The sequence below is a fragment of the Bradyrhizobium sp. CCH5-F6 genome, from assembly GCF_001556045.1.
Classification (GTDB): Bacteria; Pseudomonadota; Alphaproteobacteria; order Rhizobiales; family Xanthobacteraceae; genus Bradyrhizobium.
Window position 1 is genome coordinate 54,553 of sequence record NZ_LSIC01000017.1, and the last position, 19,152, is coordinate 73,704.

General features: G+C 64.4%; 16 protein-coding genes and 1 tRNA gene. 12 read left to right on the forward strand and 5 right to left on the reverse strand.

The window, feature by feature from the left end; all coding sequences use genetic code 11:
- Positions 1 to 35: 35 nt before the first annotated feature.
- The 8 genes from AX729_RS03595 to AX729_RS03630 all read left to right on the forward strand — a co-directional run bounded on the left by AX729_RS03595 (position 36) and on the right by AX729_RS03630 (position 7,858).
- Positions 36 to 866, forward strand: coding sequence for an outer membrane protein (locus AX729_RS03595; RefSeq protein WP_061020529.1), 831 nt, complete (start codon positions 36 to 38; stop codon positions 864 to 866).
- A 167-nt stretch (positions 867 to 1,033) separates the two neighbouring features.
- Positions 1,034 to 1,795 carry an outer membrane protein gene (locus tag AX729_RS03600; protein WP_061020562.1) on the forward strand — a complete coding sequence of 254 codons (762 nt, stop codon included), beginning with the start codon at positions 1,034 to 1,036 and terminating at the stop codon, positions 1,793 to 1,795.
- A gap of 71 nt (positions 1,796 to 1,866) precedes the next feature.
- Positions 1,867 to 2,457 (forward strand): glutathione S-transferase family protein, encoded by a 591-nt coding sequence (locus AX729_RS03605; RefSeq protein WP_061020530.1) that lies wholly within the window; start codon positions 1,867 to 1,869, stop codon positions 2,455 to 2,457.
- 17 nt (positions 2,458 to 2,474) lie between these two features.
- Positions 2,475 to 2,939: a GNAT family N-acetyltransferase gene (locus tag AX729_RS03610; RefSeq protein ID WP_061020531.1), complete on the forward strand. Its 465-nt coding sequence runs from the start codon at positions 2,475 to 2,477 to the stop codon at positions 2,937 to 2,939.
- Between the two features lie 173 nt (positions 2,940 to 3,112).
- Entirely contained in the window at positions 3,113 to 3,304 is a 192-nt protein-coding gene (locus AX729_RS03615) for a hypothetical protein (protein WP_245325045.1), read from the forward strand.
- A 79-nt stretch (positions 3,305 to 3,383) separates the two neighbouring features.
- Positions 3,384 to 4,556, forward strand: a complete 1,173-nt coding sequence (locus AX729_RS03620) for a phosphoserine transaminase (RefSeq protein ID WP_061020533.1) — start codon at positions 3,384 to 3,386, stop codon at positions 4,554 to 4,556.
- Between the two features lie 213 nt (positions 4,557 to 4,769).
- Positions 4,770 to 6,359 carry a phosphoglycerate dehydrogenase gene (gene serA / locus AX729_RS03625; protein ID WP_061020534.1) on the forward strand — a complete coding sequence of 530 codons (1,590 nt, stop codon included), beginning with the start codon at positions 4,770 to 4,772 and terminating at the stop codon, positions 6,357 to 6,359.
- Between the two features lie 326 nt (positions 6,360 to 6,685).
- Positions 6,686 to 7,858 (forward strand): thiolase family protein, encoded by a 1,173-nt coding sequence (locus AX729_RS03630; protein ID WP_061020535.1) that lies wholly within the window; start codon positions 6,686 to 6,688, stop codon positions 7,856 to 7,858.
- A gap of 51 nt (positions 7,859 to 7,909) precedes the next feature.
- Here the strand turns inward: AX729_RS03630 and AX729_RS03635 are convergent, their stop codons facing one another.
- Positions 7,910 to 8,899, reverse strand: a complete 990-nt coding sequence (locus AX729_RS03635; RefSeq protein ID WP_061020536.1) for a LysR family transcriptional regulator — start codon at positions 8,897 to 8,899, stop codon at positions 7,910 to 7,912.
- A 170-nt stretch (positions 8,900 to 9,069) separates the two neighbouring features.
- On the opposite strand from AX729_RS03635, the gene AX729_RS03640 reads away from it, so the two are divergent.
- Positions 9,070 to 9,549 (forward strand): YybH family protein, encoded by a 480-nt coding sequence (locus AX729_RS03640; RefSeq protein ID WP_245325046.1) that lies wholly within the window; start codon positions 9,070 to 9,072, stop codon positions 9,547 to 9,549.
- Positions 9,550 to 9,554: 5 nt separating this feature from the next.
- Here the strand turns inward: AX729_RS03640 and AX729_RS03645 are convergent, their stop codons facing one another.
- A complete protein-coding gene (locus AX729_RS03645) occupies positions 9,555 to 13,094 on the reverse strand; it encodes a PAS domain-containing sensor histidine kinase (RefSeq protein WP_061020537.1) in 3,540 nt (1,179 codons plus the stop codon).
- Positions 13,095 to 13,681: 587 nt separating this feature from the next.
- On the opposite strand from AX729_RS03645, the gene AX729_RS03650 reads away from it, so the two are divergent.
- Together AX729_RS03650 and AX729_RS03655 are read left to right on the forward strand one after the other, a co-directional pair.
- Positions 13,682 to 14,116: a phasin gene (locus AX729_RS03650; protein ID WP_061020538.1), complete on the forward strand. Its 435-nt coding sequence runs from the start codon at positions 13,682 to 13,684 to the stop codon at positions 14,114 to 14,116.
- 405 nt (positions 14,117 to 14,521) lie between these two features.
- A tRNA-His gene (locus tag AX729_RS03655) sits at positions 14,522 to 14,598 on the forward strand.
- 658 nt (positions 14,599 to 15,256) lie between these two features.
- Here AX729_RS03655 and AX729_RS03660 read toward each other — a convergent pair.
- The 3 genes from AX729_RS03660 to AX729_RS03670 are packed head-to-tail and all read right to left on the reverse strand — an operon-like array spanning position 15,257 to position 17,297.
- On the reverse strand, positions 15,257 to 16,180 hold the full coding sequence (locus AX729_RS03660) for an SIR2 family protein (protein WP_061020539.1): 924 nt from the start codon (positions 16,178 to 16,180) through the stop codon (positions 15,257 to 15,259).
- A complete protein-coding gene (locus AX729_RS03665; RefSeq protein ID WP_061020540.1) occupies positions 16,177 to 16,758 on the reverse strand; it encodes a hypothetical protein in 582 nt (193 codons plus the stop codon). Before AX729_RS03665 ends, AX729_RS03660 begins: the two co-directional genes overlap by 4 nt.
- A 5-nt stretch (positions 16,759 to 16,763) precedes the next feature.
- Entirely contained in the window at positions 16,764 to 17,297 is a 534-nt protein-coding gene (locus AX729_RS03670; protein WP_061020541.1) for a hypothetical protein, read from the reverse strand.
- A 632-nt stretch (positions 17,298 to 17,929) separates the two neighbouring features.
- Here AX729_RS03670 and AX729_RS03675 point away from each other — a divergent pair.
- Positions 17,930 to 19,036, forward strand: a complete 1,107-nt coding sequence (locus AX729_RS03675; RefSeq protein ID WP_156456690.1) for a hypothetical protein — start codon at positions 17,930 to 17,932, stop codon at positions 19,034 to 19,036.
- Positions 19,037 to 19,152: the final 116 nt, after the last annotated feature.

Sequence of the window (19,152 nt, forward strand, 5' to 3'; positions counted from 1 at the left end):
TCGGTGTTGCCTCACCGGCCAAAAGGACGAAGCCAATGCGTAGCGTTAAGTCTCTCCTTGCCGCGGGTGCGGCAACCCTGATCTCGTCGATGGCGTTCGCCGCCGACATGCCGATCGCGGCGCCCCCTCCCATGTACGCGCCGCCGGCTCCGCCCGCCGATTTCGGCGGCTGGTATCTGCGCGGCGACATCGGCATGACCAACCAGAGCGCCAAGCGCATCGAGAGCGCGCTGCCGGCCGGATATACGAAGTCCACGGAGGGTCTCGGTTTCGACTCTTCGCCGCTGTTCGGCCTCGGCGTCGGCTACCGCTTCAACAACTGGTTCCGCGGCGACGTGATCGGCCAGTACCGTGGCAAGGCCAATCTGCACGGCAGCGACAACGTCGTTGGACCCGGCTTCGTCGGCGTCAATAATTACAGCGGCAGCAAGTCCGAGTGGGTCGTCATGGCCAATGCCTATGTCGACCTCGGCACCTGGTGGTGCATTACGCCGTTCATCGGCGCCGGTGTTGGTGGCTCCTACAACAAGATCAGCGGCTTCCGCGACGACGGCGTGTCGTACAGCCCCGGTCTGAACAACAGCGTCGCCTACTTCGCCGACAACGGCAAATGGAACCTCGCCTGGGCCGCTCATGCCGGTCTCGCCTACAAGGTCAATCCCGGGTTCACCGTCGAACTGGCCTACAGCTACATGAATCTCGGCGACGCGGCGCCCGGCAACTATCGCTTGTTCGACAACAGCGCCTCCGGCCCGACTTCGATCAAGGTCAAGGATATCACTTCGCACGACGTCAAGATCGGCGTGCGCTGGGATCTCAACAGCCCGCCGGCCTACATGCCCCCGCCGCTCGTCACCAAGGGCTGATCGTCGAGTCGATCGATTAGGACTTCTTAACGGCGCGGGATCATCCCGCGCCGTTTTGCTTTGCGTTTTTTTCATTGCTCGCAGCGGTGAGGCGCTCTGACGCAACCATTGATTAAGGTTAACGGGCGATGATCATCGCAACGGTTCGAGTCCGATGGAGCGTGGTGATGCGTAGGCTTTTGTTGGCGGCGGCGATGTTGGGGACGGTTTCTGCCGCGCACGCGGCCGACATGCCTGACCTGCCGATCCTGCGCGGCAGCTTCACCGACGGCCTGACGACATCCGCCGTCAACTGGCAGGGCTATTACGTCGGCGGCCAGGGCGATTACGGCACCATCACCTCGAAGATTTCGTCCAGCATCAACAGCGACATGCAGTCGACCTTCGTCACGCCCGGCCCGGCCTACAACTGGCAGCCGCTCGCGGCGGCGACCAGCAACAGCGGCGGCTACGGCGTCTTTGCCGGCTATAACGGGCAATGGGACGACGTCGTGATGGGCATCGAGGCGAACTACATTCATGGCGGCTTCAAGTCGACCTCGAGGTCGGTCGGGCAGACGTTCAACAATGTGAATGCGCTGATCGCCACCACCGCATCCTCGGCGGTCGTCGGCATCTCCGACTTCGGATCGCTGCGCGTCCGCGCCGGTTATGCCTGGGGATGCTTTCTGCCCTATGCGTTCATCGGCGGCGGCGTCGGCTATCAGACCGTCGATCGCTATGCGTCGGCCTCGCCTTCGCCTGTGCTGCCGGCGACGACCTACGCGAGCAAGGACAAGCTGGTCTACGGGTATTCCGCCGGTCTGGGCGTGGACGCCATGCTGGTCGGTGGGCTGTTCTTCCGAGCCGAATACGAATTCCAGCGCGTGACCGCGGACATCGAGTCGAACATCAATTCCGTCCGCGCCGGGCTCGGCTACAAGTTCTGACGCGTGCGCATGGCGCCGATTGACAGGTCAAGCCGACCCTGATGCTGTGTCGTCCCAACGGGGCAGCAGCGATGAAGATATACGGCGACAGCAATTCCGGAAATTGTCTCAAGGTGAAGTGGGTCTGCGACAGGCTCGCGCTGCCTTACCAATGGATTGAGATCGACACTCGCAAGGGCGAGACGCGCACGCCGCAGTTCCTCGCCATGAACGGCGCCGGCCAGGTGCCGACCGTCGCATTCGACGACGGCCGCACACTGGCGCAGTCCAACGCCATCATCCGCTATCTCGCCCGCGACAGCGCGCTGATCCCGCCCGACGCCTTCACGGCGGCCAAGATGGACGAATGGCTGTTCTGGGAGCAGTACAGCCACGAGCCCTACATCGCGGTGTGCCGCTTCCAGATCGTCTATCTCGGCAAGGACGTCTCCGAGCTCGACCCTGAAAAGGTCAAGCGCGGCTATGCTGCGCTCGACCGTATGGAGCAGCATCTCTCCGGCAGCCGCTTCTTCGCCGGCGATGAGGTTTCGCTCGCCGACGTGTCGCTGCTCGCCTATACGCGTGTCGCGCATGAAGGCGGCTTCGATCTCGCCCGCCACGCGTCCGTCCGCCGCTGGATCGGCGAAGTCGAGGCCTTTCTCGGCCTTTCGCCGGCGCGTTGAGTGCGGAGTTGGATGACATGAACGCCGCAGCCGTCTCCATCCGTCCCGCGCGCCGCGAGGACGTCGCCGCCATCGTGGCGATGCTGGCCGACGATCATCTCGGCCGCGCGCGCGAGCGCGTGGAGGATCCGTTGCCCGCGTCCTATTACGAGGCCTTCGCGCGGGTCGAGCGCGATCCGAATCTTGCGCTCGTGGTGGCCGAGAGCGCGGGCAGGGTGGTCGGCTGCCTGCAGCTCGCGATCCTGCCAGGCATCAGCTCGCAGGGCGGTGTGCGCGGTCTGCTCGAGGACGTTCGCGTTGCTTCCGATTGTCGCAGCCGTGGCATCGGCGAGCAGCTGGTGCAATGGGCGCTGACGGAAGCGAAATCACGCGGCTGCAATCTCGTCGAGCTGCTCACGCATCAGACGCGAATCGATGCGCAGCGCTTCTACAAGCGCCTCGGATTTGCGGCGAGCCATGTGGGCATGACTGTCCGCTTTTGAAGCAGCTCCGCGCGAACGTTGCGCGATCAGCGAATTCGGATCGCGCATTCGTTCATCTTAATCGGTGGTAAACTACGCATCCGTCGTTCATGTTGAACGAGGAACGAATGGTGCTACGGCAACTTCTGACACCGAGCTCTGTCGGTTCGGGGATTTCGATGACAAGCTATTCAATGATCAAGGTCGGCAACGACTATGTCGTTCAGGCCAATGACGAATGCATTTTGAAGGTCGGCAGCCGCCGCAGGGCCGCGCAATTGATCAGCGATGCCACGGACCTGCTGAATGCGCTTGCCGCGGTCGAAGCCCCGGAGATCGCACCGGAGGCGCCATCACTCGCCCGTGAGGCCCCGGAACTTCCTTGACGACTCTTCCCGTTTCCCGTATCAGCCGCGGCGGGACACCTCCCCCCAACGGGAGGCTTACTATCTGGAAGGGTAGATCATGACTGTAGCGAAGCCCGCTTCGCGGCCGACCGTGCCGCATTTCTCCTCCGGCCCCTGCGCCAAGCGCCCCGGCTGGAACGCCCAAAATCTCAAGGACGCAGCACTCGGCCGTTCGCATCGCGCGAAGGTCGGCAAGACCAAGCTCAAGCTCGCGATCGATCTGACGCGCGAAGTGCTTGAGGTGCCCGCCGATTACCGCATCGGCATCGTGCCGGCCTCCGATACCGGCGCGGTCGAGATGGCGCTGTGGTCGCTGCTCGGTGCGCGGCCCGTCACCACGCTCGCCTGGGAATCCTTCGGCGAGGGCTGGGTCAGCGACATCGTCAAGGAATTGAAGCTCAAGGACGTCACCAAGCTGAGCGCGGCTTACGGTGAGATTCCCGATCTGTCGAAGGTCGATCCCAAGAGCGACGTCGTCTTCACCTGGAACGGCACCACCTCAGGCGTGCGCGTGCCGAACGCCGACTGGATCAGCGCGACCCGCGAGGGCCTGACCATCTGCGACGCGACGTCCGCCGCATTCGCGCAGGCGCTCGATTGGCCGAAGCTCGACGTCGTCACCTTCTCCTGGCAGAAGGCGCTCGGCGGCGAGGCCGCGCATGGCATGCTGATCCTGTCGCCGCGCGCGGTGGAGCGGCTCGAAACCTACAAGCCGGCCTGGCCGCTGCCGAAAATCTTCCGCATGACCAAGGGCGGCAAGATCAACGAGGGCATCTTCGTCGGCGAGACCATCAACACGCCGTCGATGCTCTGCGTCGAGGATTATCTCGACGCGCTGAACTGGGCCAAGTCGATCGGCGGCCTCAAGGCGCTGATCGCGCGCGCCGATGCCAACACCAAGGTGCTCGCCGACTGGAAGGCGAGGACGCCGTGGATCGACTTCCTGGCCAAGGACGCCTCGATCCGCTCCAACACCTCGGTGTGCCTGAAGTTCACCGATCCCGCGATCACCTCGCTCTCCGACGACGCGCAGGCCGAGTTCAGCAAGAAGCTGGTCGCGCTGGTCGAGAAGGAAGGCGCCGGCTACGACTTCGCCTATTACCGCGATGCCCCGGCCGGCCTGCGCATCTGGTGCGGCGCCACCGTCGAGGCCAGGGACGTCGAGCTGCTGACGCAGTGGATCGACTGGGCCTTCGCCGAGACCAAGGCCACGTTGGCCAAGGCGGCGTAAGCTTTTTTCTTCACCTCTCCCCGTTCTTACGGGGAGAGGTCGGATCGCGCAGCGATCCGGGTGAGGGGCCTCTCTCGGCTTGCACCTCGCCTGTGTCTGCCCCTCACCCCGACCCTCTCCCCGTAAGAACGGGGAGAGAGAGACGTGACCAGAGACTTCACCACATCAGCCCAGTGGCCCGCCCTCGTTGCGGGGCGAAGGAAAACATCCCCCATGACCAAACCCAAAGTTCTCATTTCCGACGCGCTCTCGCCCGCCGCCGTGCAGATCTTCAAGGACCGCGGCATCGAGGTCGACTTCCAGCCCAATCTCGGCAAGGACAAGGACAAGCTCGCCGAGATCATCGGCAATTACGACGGCCTTGCGATCCGTTCCGCGACCAAGGCAACCGCCAAGATCCTCGAGAAGGCGACCAGACTGAAGGTGATCGGCCGCGCCGGCATCGGCGTCGACAACGTCGAGATCCCCGCCGCCACGGCCAAGGGCATCATCGTGATGAACACGCCGTTCGGCAATTCGATCACGACCGCCGAGCACGCCATCACACTGATGCTGGCGCTGGCGCGCGAGATCCCGCAGGCCGACGCCTCGACCCAGGCGGGCAAATGGGAGAAGAACCGCTTCATGGGCGTCGAGATCACCGGCAAGGTGCTCGGCGTCATCGGCTGCGGCAATATCGGCTCGATCGTCGCCGACCGCGCGCTCGGCCTGCGCATGAAGGTGATCGCGTTCGATCCGTTCCTGTCGCCCGAGCGCGCCAAGGACATCGGCGTCGAGAAGGTCGAGCTCGACGATCTCCTGAAGCGCGCCGATTTCATCACCCTGCACACCCCGCTCACCGAGAAGACGAAGAACATCATCGACGCGGCCGCGATCGCCAAGATGAAGAAGGGCGTGCGCCTGATCAACTGCGCCCGCGGCGGTCTCGTCGACGAGCAGGCGGTGGTCGATGCGCTCAACTCCAAGCACATCGCCGGCGCCGCCTTCGACGTGTTCGTCGAGGAGCCCGCGACCAAGAACGTGCTGTTCGGCCACCCCAATGTGATCTGCACGCCGCATCTCGGCGCGTCCACCACAGAAGCGCAGGAGAACGTCGCGCTCCAGGTCGCCGAGCAGATGTCGGATTATCTCCTGACCGGCGCGATTTCGAACGCCGTCAACTTCCCCTCGATCACGGCGGAAGAGGCGCCGAAGCTGAAGCCGTTCATCGCGCTTGCCGAGAAGCTCGGCTCCTTCGCCGGCCAGCTCACCGAGACCGGCATTCTCAAGGTCGAGATCACCTATGAGGGCCACGTCGCCGAGATGAAGATCAAGGCGATCACCTCCGCGGTGCTGTCCGGTCTGTTGCGGCCGATGCTGGGCGAGATCAACGTGGTGTCGGCGCCGGTCATCGCCAAGGAGCGCGGCATGGTGGTGGACGAGATCGTGCGCGCCGCCCAGAGCGACTATGAGAGCCTGATCACCGTCACCGTCACGACCGAGCGGCAGGAGCGTTCGGTCTCGGGTACCGTCTATGCCGACGGCAAGCCGCGTCTCGTCGACATCAAGGGCATCCGCGTCGATGCCGAGTTCGGCAAGTCGATGATCTACGTCACCAACGAGGACAAGCCGGGCTTCATCGGCAAGTTCGCGAGCCTTCTGGGCGACGCCAGGATCAACATCGCCACCTTCCACCTCGGCCGCGTCGCGCCCGGCTCAGATGCCATCGCGCTGGTCGAGGTCGACGGTGCGGTGCCGGCGGACCTGCTCGCCAAGGTGCAGGCCCTGCCGCAGGTCAAGCAGGCCAAGGCGCTGGCGTTCTGATCTTCACCTCTCCCGAAGGGAGAGGTCGGATCGCATCGCAAGATGCGATCCGGGTGAGGGGTTGGGCTCTCACGGATTGCTGCGGCCCCTCACCCGGATTGCTGCGCAATCCGACCTCTCCCCGCTGGGGAGAGGTGACAGAGCAAGCCGGCAGAGGCGGATCTTAGCACGCTTGTCGCCACATATTCCGACCCGCGGAACAACGCCGCCTCTGTCACCGGAGGCGGCGTTTTTATTTCCCGCGCCCGCCGAACTTTGTGTACCAATGACGCCAGGAACGCTTCGTACCTACACTCCGTTCAAAATCCTTCGACAGGGAGAAACACATGCGTGAAGCCGTCATCGTTTCCTATGCGCGCACGGGCCTCGCCAAATCCGGCCGCGGCGGGTTCAACATCACGCCGCCGATGTCGCTCGCGGCCCACGCCATCCAGCACGCGGTCGACCGCGCCGGCGTCGAGAAGGACTATGTCGAGGACTGCTATCTCGGCAATTGCGCCCATGGCGCGCCGAACATCGGCCGCCAGGCCGCGCTGCTCGCCGGCCTGCCGAAGACCACCGCGGGCGTCTCGGTGAACCGCTTCTGCTCTTCGGGGCTCCAGACCATCGCGATGGCCGCCAACTCGATCCGCTCGGACGGCGCCGACTGCATCGTCGCGGGCGGCGTCGAGAGCATCTCGATTCCGGGCGGCGCCACGCCGAAGGAATCGATCGATCCGGAGCTGCTCAAGGTCGCGCCCGACATCTTCATGGCGATGATCGACACCGCCGACATCGTCGCGGAGCGCTACAAGCTCAGCCGCGAATACCAGGACGAGTTCTCGCTGGAATCGCAGCGCCGCATGGCGGCGTCGCAGCAGGCGGGCAAGTACAAGGACGAGATCGTCCCGATGAAGACGAAGATGAAGGTCGTCGACAAGGCGACCAAGGCCGAGAGCATCGTCGACTACGTCGTAGACCGCGACGAATGCAATCGCCCCGAAACCACGCTGGAAGGATTGGCAAAACTCGAGCCGGTGAAGGGTCCCGGCAAGTTCGTCACCGCCGGCAATGCCAGCCAGCTCTCCGACGGCGCCGCCGCCGTGGTGCTGATGGAGGCCAAGGATGCCGAGAAGCGCGGCCTCAAGCCGCTCGGCCGCTTCGTCGCCTGGGCGACCGCCGGCTGCGAGCCCGACGAGATGGGCATCGGCCCGGTGTTCGCGATCCCGAAGCTGCTCAAGCGCACCGGCCTCAAGATCGACGACATCGATCTCTGGGAGCTCAACGAGGCCTTCGCCAGCCAGTGCCTGTATTGCCGCGACAAGCTCGGCATCGATCCCGCCAAGTACAACGTCAACGGCGGCTCGATCGCGATCGGCCATCCCTTCGGCATGACCGGCGCCCGTCTCACCGGCCATCTGCTGCAGGAAGGCGCCCGCCGCAAGGCCAAGTGGGGCGTGGTGACGATGTGCATCGGCGGCGGCCAGGGCGGCGCCGGCCTGTTCGAGATCTACAGCTGAGACCAGGCGACAGGAATGCGAAGGGGCACGGCACGCGCCGTGCCCTTTTTGTTATCCGGCGACAGACGGAGAGGCGCGCTTGAGCGCCGAACGCGCCGCCGGACCTATGCAGCGCGAAAGCGTCTCGAACAGCCAGGCTACACCGGCATCCGCCATTGCGGCTTGCGAGGCGACGACATGCACCGGGTCAGGCGTCCACGGAAACGGCACGGGACGCATCACCAGGCCGAAGCGTGCGGCATGACGTTCGACCAGATGGCGTGGCAAGGTCGCAATGAAATCGCTCTCGGCGAGCTGCGCCAGCGCCATCATGAAGTTGGGTACCGTCAGCGCGACGCGCCGGGAATGGCCGCGTTCGGCAAGCCTGACGTCGACGATCCCGAGCGCATCGCCGATCGCTGAAACCAGCAAATGCGGTGCAGCCAGATAGGCCGCGAGCGTGACCTTGCGGGCCATGCGGTGGCCCTTGCGCATGGCGACAACGAAGTCTTCCTCGAACAGCAATCGCTGCACGTAACGTGACGGCAGCGGACCGATCGGCAGCACGGTGAGGTCGAGCCGGTGCGAGTCGAGCTCCGAGAGCGTATCCTGCCACACCTGGCTCGACGACTTGCCCTGACGTTGCGGCATCAATTGCAGCAGCCGGATGTCGATGCCCGGTCCTTCCCGGGCCAGGGCCTTGAGGAGAGGGGCGAGAAACACCGCGGCAAGCGCATCAGGTGCGCCGATCGTGAACGAGCGCCTCGCCGTTCTTGTGTCAAACGGCGCGGCTGCCGATACGATCGCGTCGAGGCGCGACAGCAGCTCTGCGACGGGACCGGCAAGCGCGAGCGCACGCTCCGTCGGCTTCACCCCGTTCGGCGTCTTCAGGAACAAGGGATCGTGGAAGATGCGCCGCAGCCGCCGCAATCCGTGGCTCACCGCGGACGGCGTGAGATTGAGCTTGTCCGCCGCGCGCAAGACCTGGCGCTCCTCCAGCACCGTGCTGAACACGACGAGGAGGCTGACGTCGATCCGGGAAAGCTGAGCAGGATTCAGCATGATCCTGAGTTCTTATCACTGGATTCATGATGTTCAAAGCGGCATCCAGGCTCTCGTACGGCCACGTGCCCCCTCGACAACGGAGCCCTCGAATGAAGAACGATCAAGCCTCTCGCGCAGCCGCGCCCGCGGCGGTGTCCAGGCGTCACACGCTCGCGGGGATGGCATGCATGCCGCTCGTCGTCGCCGAGGCGGCCACGGCCGACGACGTGATCGCAAAACTGATCGACCATACGCAGCGATCGAACGCGGCGCTGATGCGCGGCGACGTCGGCACCTACCGGCAGATGATCTCCATCACCGACGACTTCGTGCTGATGTCGCCCTTCGGCGGCGTCCCGTCAAAAGCCGCGGAGTACACGCCCGAAAGGTGGGAGCGCATGGGCCGCTTCTTCAGCAACGGCACGCACAGGCAGGAGGTGGTCCAGACCTATGGCTCGCAGGACATGGTCGTTCTCGCGCTGATCGAGCGGGACAGTGTCGAGGTCGGGGGGCTGCCCGCGCAGGAGTGGGCACTGCGCGTGACGCTCGTCTACCGGCGCGTGGAAAGCGAGTGGCACTTGGCGCATCGTCACGCCGACCCGCTCGCGAACGGCATCAGCCTGCAGCAGGCGGCCGCGCTTGCGCGCGGTCTACCCGCGAGCCAGTGAGCGCCTCAGGCCTTCGCCAGCGCCGGCGCGAACACCACTTCGATCAGCGTGCCGTGGCCCGCGTTCTTGATGTTGAACTGGGCGCGGTTGGCTTCGACCAGCGCCTTGGTCAGCGACAGGCTGAGCGCCGAGCTGTCCGCGGCGTCGCCGGGCGGCGGGGTGCGGAACGGCTCCATCGCGGCGGCGACCTCGCGTTCGCTGAGGCCGTGGCCGGTGTCGCGGATGCGCAGCGCGATCTCGCCGCGGTCGGTGAGCGCGGTCGAGACGATGACCTGGCCGCCGGCGCTGGCGAGCCGGATCGAGTTCGAGATCAGGTTCATGGTGATCTGCCGCATCGCGCGCGCGTCGGCCGCGACCTGCGGCAGCGCATGGGCGAGCGAGGTGCGGATGATGATGCGCTCGCGGTTGGCCTGCGGCTGCATCACCGTCACGCAGGCTTCGACGAGGTCGTTGAGGTTGAGGTTGGCGAAGGTGAGATCGAGCTTGCCGGTCTCGATCCGCGACAGCTCCAGCAGGTCGTCGATGATCGCGATGACGCGTTCGCCGGAGGCGCGGATGTCCTTCATGTATTCGCCGTAGCGCTCGTTGCCGAGCGCGCCGAAGCGTTCGGAGATCATCACCTCGGCAAAGCCGATGATGGCATTGAGCGGCGTGCGGATTTCGTGGCTGATCCGCGCCAGCATGTCGGCCTTGGCATTGGCCGCGCCGTCGACGAGGTGGCGGGCCTGGGTCAGCTCGCTCTCGCCCTTCTTGCTCTGCGAGAGGTCGCGGAACACGGCGAAGAAGTTCGGCCCGTCCGGCCGCGTGCGGCCCATGATCATCGCGAGCGGAATCGCGCCGCCCTTCTTCTCGCGTCCCAGCACCTCGCGGCCGTGGTCGAGCAGGCTCGAAATGTCCTGGCTCTTCAGGCTTTCGAGATAGTCGGCGACGATCTGCTGGCTCTCGGGCGCGAACAGCGTCATCAGGTTCTGCTCGCGCAGCGCTTCGCCGTCATAGCCGAACAGCGCTTCTGCGCTGCGGTTGCAGGCGTGGATGTTGCCTTCGGCATCGAACATCACGATGCCCTCCGCCGTGGTGTCGAGGATCGCGGCGAGATCCTCGGCCTCGGCTTCGCCCGCCATGGGCTCGGCATCGTAGGGATAGGAGTCTGCGACGACGGACTCGGTGATGACGGTCCCTGTGATGACGGTCTCCGCGACGGCTGGCGCCGCGGCGGCGGCGACGGGGGCCGCCTGCGGCAGAGCGCAGATCAGCGCATGCGCGCTCTCGCCGTCCCAGTCGATCGTGTGCAGATGCGCTTCGGTCGTCGCGAGCGGCGCTTGCCCGTTCGCGAGCGTCGCGCTGATCGTGACCGGCGTGCCGCCTTGCGAGGTGCTGCTCGCCGCCGACACGCCCGGCTCGACATAGAGCGCATCCAGCCCGCCGGCATTCTCCAGCGCGTTCACGCTCGCATAGCCCATGCGCGCGAGGAAGGCGGGGTTGGCGTAGAGCAGGCGGTCGAGCCGGTAGATCAGGATGCCCGACGGCAAGAGATCGAGCAGCGCGCGGTCGCGCGCGCTGGCGCCGCGCGGCGCCGGCGCGGGTTCGCTCAGCCATTCGGCCGCCGCGCGCGGCGCCTCGGGCTCCGGCGCGGCCGGTTCGGACGGCATCTCGGCCGCCGGCGGCTCGGCCGTATCGACCGCGATCGTCTCGCGCTCGCGTTCGAGCCGTTCGGACAATTGCCGCGCGAGCTCGTTGAACGCGCTGTTCTCGACCGGCGTCAGCGTCGGCGGTCGCGTATCGCCGGGCGAACGGAACGGCACGACATTCGGAGGCGTTTCCACGGGCGTTTCCAGATCGGTTGGGTGTGAATTCGGCTCGCTTGTGGGGTCTTGCAGTTCAGGCTCGGGAGTTGGCACAGGCTCGGGCGGCTCGATCGGCGGAGGCGCTGCCGCCGCTTCGGGCTCCGTTACCGGCTCAGCTTCGGGCTCAGCTTCGGGCGGTGCTTCCGGCCTGGCCTCAGGCTCCGGACCGGGTTCGGCGACGTCGGCGGAGAGGCCGTGCTGCACGGGCGCGGCGAGCAGCTCGAAGCGGCGCAGCGCCTCGAGCCGGTTGAGGCCGTCGAGATCGCGGCAGACGCCAAAGCCCTTGAAGCCGGCGAACCTGCGCTCGCCGTCATAGACCGGAAGCCCCGCGAGCTCGACCGCCAGACGCTCGCCGCCGTCGGCCGGCCAGTTCACGGTGATGCCGGCCCAGGTGTCGCGGCTTTCAAGCGCCGCTGCGACGCGCCCTTCCGGATCGAGCCCGAACGCCTCGGCGATCTCGCGCCAGGGGCGGCCGAAGCCGGCGGCGGTGCGCGCGCCGATCAGGCGGATGAATTCATCGGACTCGAGCGCAAAGCGGCCCTCTGCATCCATCTGCCAGAGGAAGCGCAGCGGATGCTGGCGCGGTGCGGGCGGCGCTTGGCCCGAGGACTCTTGGCCCGAAGACTCTTGGCTCGAAGACTCTTGGCCCGATGGCGGCTCGACCATGCGGGCAGTGATCGGGGCAGCCTGCGGCGACACAATGGCTTCCGCCGGGTTTTCAACCGGAGTCTTGGGCGAGGATTCAATCGCGTCGGTTACGATCGTCTCGTCGGTGGCCTCGACCGACACGAGATCCGGTGCAGTGGCGCCGGCCGGCTCGGCGGGCGCGTGCGCGATCGTCTCGGCCGGTGCAGCCGTTTCGACCGGGTCGGCGAAGGCGTCGAACAGCGCGATTCCCGTCGCGGCCTCGTGCGATGGCGCAGGCTGCGCGTCGTCAGGCACGGCCGCCGGCGGCTCGTTCGCGGCGGCCTCGGGTGCGGGCTGGGCCGGCTGGTCGCGTGCGATATCCGGCGCGGCCTCGGACGCGGCATCGCGTGCCGTCGCCGTCGTGGCGGCCGGCTCGATCAGCGCGACCAGGCCGACATCGGCGCCCGTGCCGACCCGTTGCAGCACCATCTGGCCGATCCCGATCGGCGTCGCGGCGCGGCCGTTCGCCAGCGCATCGCTGCGCGCCCGGTCGAGCCCGGCCTCGAAGAGATCGCGGAAGCCGAGCAGGGAGCGGGCGGTCTCGCTCGCCCCGACGAACTGTCCGTCCGGCGCGAACGCCGCCATCGGCACCTTGGCGCCCGCGACCAGGCGATGCAGCCGCTCGATCAGCGGCATCGTGCGCAGCGTCGGGTCCATCGCGGTGACGAGCACGGCCTGGCTGCCATCGGCGAAGTCGAGCCGCGCGCAGGCGCAGGTCATGAGTGAGCCGAGCCGGGCGCCGAAGCCGCGCAGCCGTTCGAGCCGCACCGTGCCGCCTCCCGGCAGTTGCCGCGCGAGCCGGACGATGTGGCGGCGGTGGCTGTCCGCCGGGCCGAAGGTCTTCTCCGCGAGCGCTGCGCTGTTCGCCGCGCCGAACAGCCTGGCGCCGACCGGATTGGCCCACAGCACGCGCGCGCCGTCGATCGACCATAGCCAGGTCGCGAGCTGGGAGGTCGCGTGCACGGCCAGCCGCGGATCGCCCACACCTCGCAACTGGAAATCCGAACGCGTCATGAGGCCGGCTGCAGCTCTCGCATCAGGTGTGGCGGCTGCCGGGATTGGCAGCCTTAAGAAAGAGTTATCGCCCGAGAGGCGCGGGCAGGTCCACGGTCGCAGGCCCGGAAGGGCCCCCCAAGCGGCGATAACCTTAATGGTGCCAACCCCGCAAGCCGCGCCAATGTTGCATCCAAGGGATTCGCCCCGCCGTCATTCCGGGGCGCGCCCAGCGCGAACCCGGAATCCATCCATCTCCCGTCGCTGCGGTTCGATGGATTCTCAGGTGCGCAATTGCGCACCATAGCTCCCTCGCTTCGCTCGGGCCCCGGAATGACGATAGAGAGGGACGGTTGGCCCTCAACCCCCGGTTCCCCCGTACCGGAACCTCATCCTCACCTAGATTAAATTTCGCAGCGCACCCGTCTGGCGCGTTGCGATGCACAATGTTGACATGATAGGCAGCCATAGTGCTGGGCGCTGGGCGAGCCATCTCATTCGTTTCGCGTTTCCAGTCTTCGTTCCCGCTGAATGCAAGGGCCCAGATGGGGGCCGGCGGGCGCGCCAGAAGGCTCACTCCATTTTTTCATTTTGCGTGAGGGACAACCATGACAGGTGCGACTGATCCGTTTTCTGCCTCGATCATTCCGTTCGAGGTTCCCGAGCAGATGCGTGCGTTCGCCGAAAAGGGCGTGTCGCAGGCCCGCGAGAACTACGCCAAGTTCAAGGACGCCGCCGAGACCCATAACGGCACCGTGGAAGCCGTGTTCACCTCGGCCTCCAAGGGCGCGAGCGAATACACCGCCAAGCTGGTGGAGTTCATGAAGGCCAACACCAGCGCCCAGCTGGACTTCGCCCAGCAGCTGTTCGGCGCCAAGTCGCCGTCGGAAGCGATGGAGCTGTGGACCGGCCACGCCCGCAAGCAGCTCGAGACCCTGCAGTCCCAGGCCAAGGAGCTGGTCGAGCTCACCCAGCGCGTCGCCGCCGAGACCGCCGAGCCGATCAAGGCCTCCGCCTCGAAGTACATGCCGCCCGCCGCCTGAGCGGTGAGGCCGGTTTGAGCTGATGAAACCCGGGCCAAGTGCCCGGGTTTTTCTTTCGGCATGGACTCAGCCGGCGCCCAGAGCTCGGTCCACCTCTCCCAAAGGGAGAGGTCGGATCGCATCGAAGATGCGATCCGGGTGAGGGGTTCAGGTCTCACTGGCGGCCGCGGCCCCTCACCCGGATCGCTCCCGACGATGCTTCGCATCGCCAGGAGCAATCCGACCTCTCCCCGTCGGGGAGAGGTGAACCCCCAGCCGACCGACCTTTTCTCGCGTTGACTGAAGGCCAAATATCGGGTCCTGCGGCCTTGCCAAAAACGCCCGTTGCACCTAGTTTCCGCCCCGTCCAGCCCCCTCGGCACCGGCCCTTACTTACGGGCGTCCCGAGGCGCGGCTCGCCAGGATGCAGTTGTAGCTCAGTTGGTTAGAGCGCCTGTCTGTGGAACAGGAGGTCGGTGGTTCGAGCCCACCCAACTGTACCAGACAAATCAAGCGGTTAAAGAAATCTCCGTAGTTTTAAATACCCTCATAGCTACCAACTAGCTACCGCGACGACGGTGATCTTGGGCGACTGGACGTCACTCGTTTGTGAGTGACTTCGCGCTATCGCCCGCCTGCGCTTTGCCGTCGTCCTCTCAAGGCTGAAACAGGGGTTCGATTCCCCTAGGGAGCGCCAGAGATTTCAACAACTTACGGCTTCTCTCGAAGAGTCGTCGAATATCCGTCGAATAAGCGCCAGCGAACATCGGCGAACTCCTCCACGCCATTTCAGTGATCCGATCGCCTAGCTCTCTGACCGTCAGAACATCATTGAGACTTGTCAAAGGATCCGCTTGAACGGATCAAAGGCAACAAGGCTCTTCGCAGAGCGGGCCGAACAAGCATGCATCGCAATGAACAACACCGACGTGTGGTGCGCGGTGCTAGCTTTAGCCGACCTCGACTAACGAACGGATGATGTCAGCGCGCGGCGCCGAGCATGTTCGTGCCGTTCGCCCCTGAAAACGGCTTCTTGAATATCTTCGCAGTGACGGTGACGGCCAGTCTGCTTCCTCAAATGTTCGTCGTTGCGCCGAGTGTCGAACCGAGAGACAATTGCAGGAGACGAGCCACGACGAGAATGCGCCGGATCTCCGGACTTCAGCTAAAGAACTTCGAGATCTCGGTGTGGGCGTAGCGGTTGCCGCCGAAGATGTCTTTCAGCGGCGTATTCATCATCCCTATAATCTGCTTCCGGTCGATGCGCTTGTCTCGATCGATGGCCTGGAATGGGGTGGGATCGACGACGAACAGCTTCAGATGGGAAGCAAGGCCATCGACGATGGCGTCGTTGATGTGCTCGTCGCTGAAGCTGTAGCCGATCACCATCAACCGAGCCGATGGTCGTGCGAGCATTCTGCGAAACTCATCGTGGTACCAGGTCAAAACCGGAAAGCGGCCTATGCTGACGGCTTTTGCACCGCCCATGATGATGATGCGCTTGCCGCGATTGGACTCTACCCAATTCACGGAACCGTGGAGTTTCACGTAAGGCTGCGCGCCGCTCCCGGGGATGGTGGCGAAGGGTGGATGGGGCTCCATGATCGCGAACTTGTCGTGTCGCGAGCCGGTCGGCGTATAAGGCTGCATGTAACGCATGCCGGGACATTGGAGATGACCCCAGTTCATCGGCGGCCCGATGTGCGGATTGTAATGCTGCTCCAACAGAGTGTCCTGATTGAGCGTGAAGATGGCGTGAAACCGGCTCAGGAAAGCAGCCATGGAATGCTGGACGCTTGGCGGGTTCTCAAATTCGAACTGGGTCTGCATGAAGGATTGGTTCATGCCGTTGAAGATCCCGACCACCGACGTGAGCAGCGCTTCGTAGCGCTTCTGGTCCTCAGGATCGCTCGAAATCTGAAAATCGGCCATAACGCCCTCGAAAGCGCCGCCCGAAGCAATCAGCCTCTCGCGCGTCTCTCCATCGATATCGCGATCGCTCAAGACCGAACTGAACACCTGCGATGCCAGCGGTGCGCCCCAGTTATGGGAGAACCCCGCGCCGGTGAGCAGCATGAAGGTCATGGCCTATCCAACATGTCCGAAAAGAATCTGTAGGTGAGCCTATCAGGAGCGTTGTCGAGATACACCCGCATTCGTTGCCGGCTCTGCGCAAGTCCCGCCATCATTTCATGCTCGGTGCGCTTGCTCAGAACGACGCCGGCCGATCGCGGCTGGGCGAGCCACTTCTCCTCCAACGCAGTTGCCGCCTCCGATTTGGTGATGTGATAGGTGTACTTGTGCCCCTGCCGAACAGGAAAATCCAGGATCAGTACCTCGCCGAGCGGATTGAGGTCGGGGCGCTCGGCCCGCGCAAGGGTCAAATCGGTCTTCTTTCCTTCGTACCCGAGCCACGCGTGGGATATCATCGCGTCGTCCGTCCCGTCGTTGACGTAGCCCACGACCGGCGTCGTGCCGATGCCTCGCTCTGCGAGGTACAGGTGCAGCAGGAACGTCATGCGATAGCACATGCCGGTGGCTTCATCGGGCTCGATGAAACGTTCGAGCAAGCGCTGCGCCGCTTCGGCGATCTGGACCTCGGTGGGCGAGAGGGTGGCTTTCCAACCGTCAATCTGCGTGCGCCGGTGCTTCGCCTGGCCCATGATCCCTAATCCTTCCGGTCCAGCGTCTGATTGCGGTACCAGTCCGCGTTGCCGGGCTCGTCGCGAAGCCTCTCGACCGCGGTCCGATAAAACGATTTCCAGCTTGCGGCTTCCCGCACGATCTCGATGACGGTTGCCTTGCGGACCAGATGCTCCGAATATCTGGAAGGGCTGCATCCGGCCCAATACTTCTCGACGTTGACGGACGGGGTATTCCCCGCTGCGATGTCCTTCGCGACGCGATCGAATGTATCCAAGTCCCCGGTGTGGAGCAGGTCGTCGTCCTCGAAAGACACCTTGTAGAGGGTGCGCACGCCTTTGCCGCGGTGCCGCCAGTCCTGTTCGGCCATTTGCGGATCCGAGTAGAGATAGAGCGCGTTGGCGCGGATATCGCTATGCTCGGGGCTGTTCCGCAACGCCATCTCGGCTTTGCGCGAGATGTCCGGAAAATCGGCGACGTCGAGATGGTCACCGCCCGTTTCCATGACGTCCGCGCTCTTGAACGGTTTCCGATGGTCGGAACGATATGCGATCTTCATCGCTGATTCCTGTCGAACGATTCGGCGCCGTGCGCATCATAGAGCGTGAGATCGGCAAGCGGCTATCGGCGTGAAACTGCTCTCGGCCCGAAAGGGTCGAGCTTATCTCTTCCGCCGCGCCGTACCGCCCGGCGGATACTATCTTCGATAGGCGTCCAGGAAATCCTGGTCGCGGCAGATGCACCTGCCTGACGTGTCTCGAGCGATCGCGTCACGAAAGTGTATGCGACAAACCGCTACCGGTGCTGTCCGCTGATTAGATGCTGGCATCGCTGGCGATTACAATGAAGCCGGCGTCGCGGAGCTCCTGCTACGTTAGTTCCATGCTTCGTGCCTTGCTTTCGCGGACAGTTCGGAGTGACGTCTACAATGCGCCAAGGTCGCAGACCGAAGTCCTCGGAAGGGAATCTCGGACGAGCAAAGATCACGGGACAATTCACACTAATTGTTGAAAAGTTCGGCGAACGGCAATAGATTCGCCTCACGCCGCCTTCGTCGGCTAGGCCGCTGCCTCGGCAAAGGACTTTTGGTCCAACGACTACTTCATCATCCAGCTCTCGCGACCGATTCCCCTCATTCGGCCGATGAGACGAGCAGCGCGTCTTGACCCGGCCGAGATGAAGGACGCTCGCATGTTCTCGACCCTCGAAGGCGCGAAGAAATTCGCTAAGAACCTCAAATCTTTGTTCGACGACAGCGGGATCATTTTTCCGCTTAATCGTTGCCAGCAAGCCGCCGCGATCGCGGGCGGCTTTCGAGATTGGCACGACCTCAGCAGATCGTTGGCAGGGTCGGAACGGCCCGTCGATCCTGGCGCATTTCGCCGGAGGCTGATCGCGTTTCTGCCCCAGCCATGTTGGATCCCCGCATTGTTTTGGTTGGATGAGGGGAAACTGGAGATATCGGATGGCGACGGACTCTCGCACAACTACTACCGCGCCGTCGTGCCCTACGTTTTTTCATCGTCCGTCATTCACCGAAGCAAGTCCGCTCTGCTTCGGCCTGGCTCCGGTGCGGGACAGCGGTTGCGGGAATCGATGGTCGTCTCTCTCTTGCTCGGAGGAAAAGGCAGCAAGAGATTGATCCCGCAGCTCGAGCCGGACACCTTAGCGCTCGTCGTTTCCGGCGACACCGCAAGTCTTTTCGGCGTCGATGCGGAGCATCCTCGGTTCGAGAAGGATTTCGCCTCCCTCGTGGCGGCCGGCATATTCGAATACGAAGATGGCATCCTGCGGGTCCTGCCGGCGGACAAGGACGAGGTCGCTGCGCACGCGGCCAGAGGGTTCACCGACCGCGCACAGTATTTCGCTGGCGTCGGAGGCGACGAGGCAGTGGAAGCGCTCTCCGTGGCGCTCTCCGCAACCGGAATTGAGCAGCCTACGCGTGTAGCGGAAGCCGTCGTCGACAAAGGTTCGGAGACACAAATCACACCGCCTGGGCCAATCCTCGAACTGTTGTCCAAGCTTGCAGAGAATGGAGAACTGGTTGCCGTTTCCCGGGCTTGGCGCGTGTTTAACATGATCCATCCAGAGAGCGCCGACTTACTGCGCGAATCGGTGCCGGCTAAGATCTTGTCACCCTATCTCGCCCGAAACCGCGGGATCGATGCCGGGAGGATGGTCGGGTGGATGTCGACAAGATCGGAATGGGCAGAAGCGGCGAAGGCCGCCCTGAACGATCCGGCGCACTTCAAGAAGACCGTCGACGAGATGGCTGACGCGATAGCGGCGACGCGTTAGACGGCGGGAATTGCGTCGCCCTTAAGATTCGCGATTTCGGCAGCGATCGGGTATCGCTGCCTTCAGTCCGGCGATAGGGCGCGAAATGCTAATCCATACTGTAGTCGTCGATGGGC

Excerpts from the sequence above, each read along its gene's own strand:
- AX729_RS03595 (WP_061020529.1), top strand. The coding sequence starts at position 36 with ATGCGTAGCGTTAAGTCTCTCCTTGCCGCGGGTGCGGCAACCCTGATC.
- AX729_RS03600 (WP_061020562.1), top strand. The coding sequence starts at position 1,034 with ATGCGTAGGCTTTTGTTGGCGGCGGCGATGTTGGGGACGGTTTCTGCC.
- AX729_RS03605 (WP_061020530.1), top strand. The coding sequence starts at position 1,867 with ATGAAGATATACGGCGACAGCAATTCCGGAAATTGTCTCAAGGTGAAG.
- AX729_RS03610 (WP_061020531.1), top strand. The coding sequence starts at position 2,475 with ATGAACGCCGCAGCCGTCTCCATCCGTCCCGCGCGCCGCGAGGACGTC.
- AX729_RS03615 (WP_245325045.1), top strand. The coding sequence starts at position 3,113 with ATGATCAAGGTCGGCAACGACTATGTCGTTCAGGCCAATGACGAATGC.
- AX729_RS03620 (WP_061020533.1), top strand. The coding sequence starts at position 3,384 with ATGACTGTAGCGAAGCCCGCTTCGCGGCCGACCGTGCCGCATTTCTCC.
- serA (WP_061020534.1), top strand. The coding sequence starts at position 4,770 with ATGACCAAACCCAAAGTTCTCATTTCCGACGCGCTCTCGCCCGCCGCC.
- AX729_RS03630 (WP_061020535.1), top strand. The coding sequence starts at position 6,686 with ATGCGTGAAGCCGTCATCGTTTCCTATGCGCGCACGGGCCTCGCCAAA.
- AX729_RS03635 (WP_061020536.1), bottom strand. The coding sequence starts at position 8,899 with ATGCTGAATCCTGCTCAGCTTTCCCGGATCGACGTCAGCCTCCTCGTC.
- AX729_RS03640 (WP_245325046.1), top strand. The coding sequence starts at position 9,070 with ATGCCGCTCGTCGTCGCCGAGGCGGCCACGGCCGACGACGTGATCGCA.
- AX729_RS03645 (WP_061020537.1), bottom strand. The coding sequence starts at position 13,094 with ATGACGCGTTCGGATTTCCAGTTGCGAGGTGTGGGCGATCCGCGGCTG.
- AX729_RS03650 (WP_061020538.1), top strand. The coding sequence starts at position 13,682 with ATGACAGGTGCGACTGATCCGTTTTCTGCCTCGATCATTCCGTTCGAG.
- AX729_RS03660 (WP_061020539.1), bottom strand. The coding sequence starts at position 16,180 with ATGACCTTCATGCTGCTCACCGGCGCGGGGTTCTCCCATAACTGGGGC.
- AX729_RS03665 (WP_061020540.1), bottom strand. The coding sequence starts at position 16,758 with ATGGGCCAGGCGAAGCACCGGCGCACGCAGATTGACGGTTGGAAAGCC.
- AX729_RS03670 (WP_061020541.1), bottom strand. The coding sequence starts at position 17,297 with ATGAAGATCGCATATCGTTCCGACCATCGGAAACCGTTCAAGAGCGCG.
- AX729_RS03675 (WP_156456690.1), top strand. The coding sequence starts at position 17,930 with ATGTTCTCGACCCTCGAAGGCGCGAAGAAATTCGCTAAGAACCTCAAA.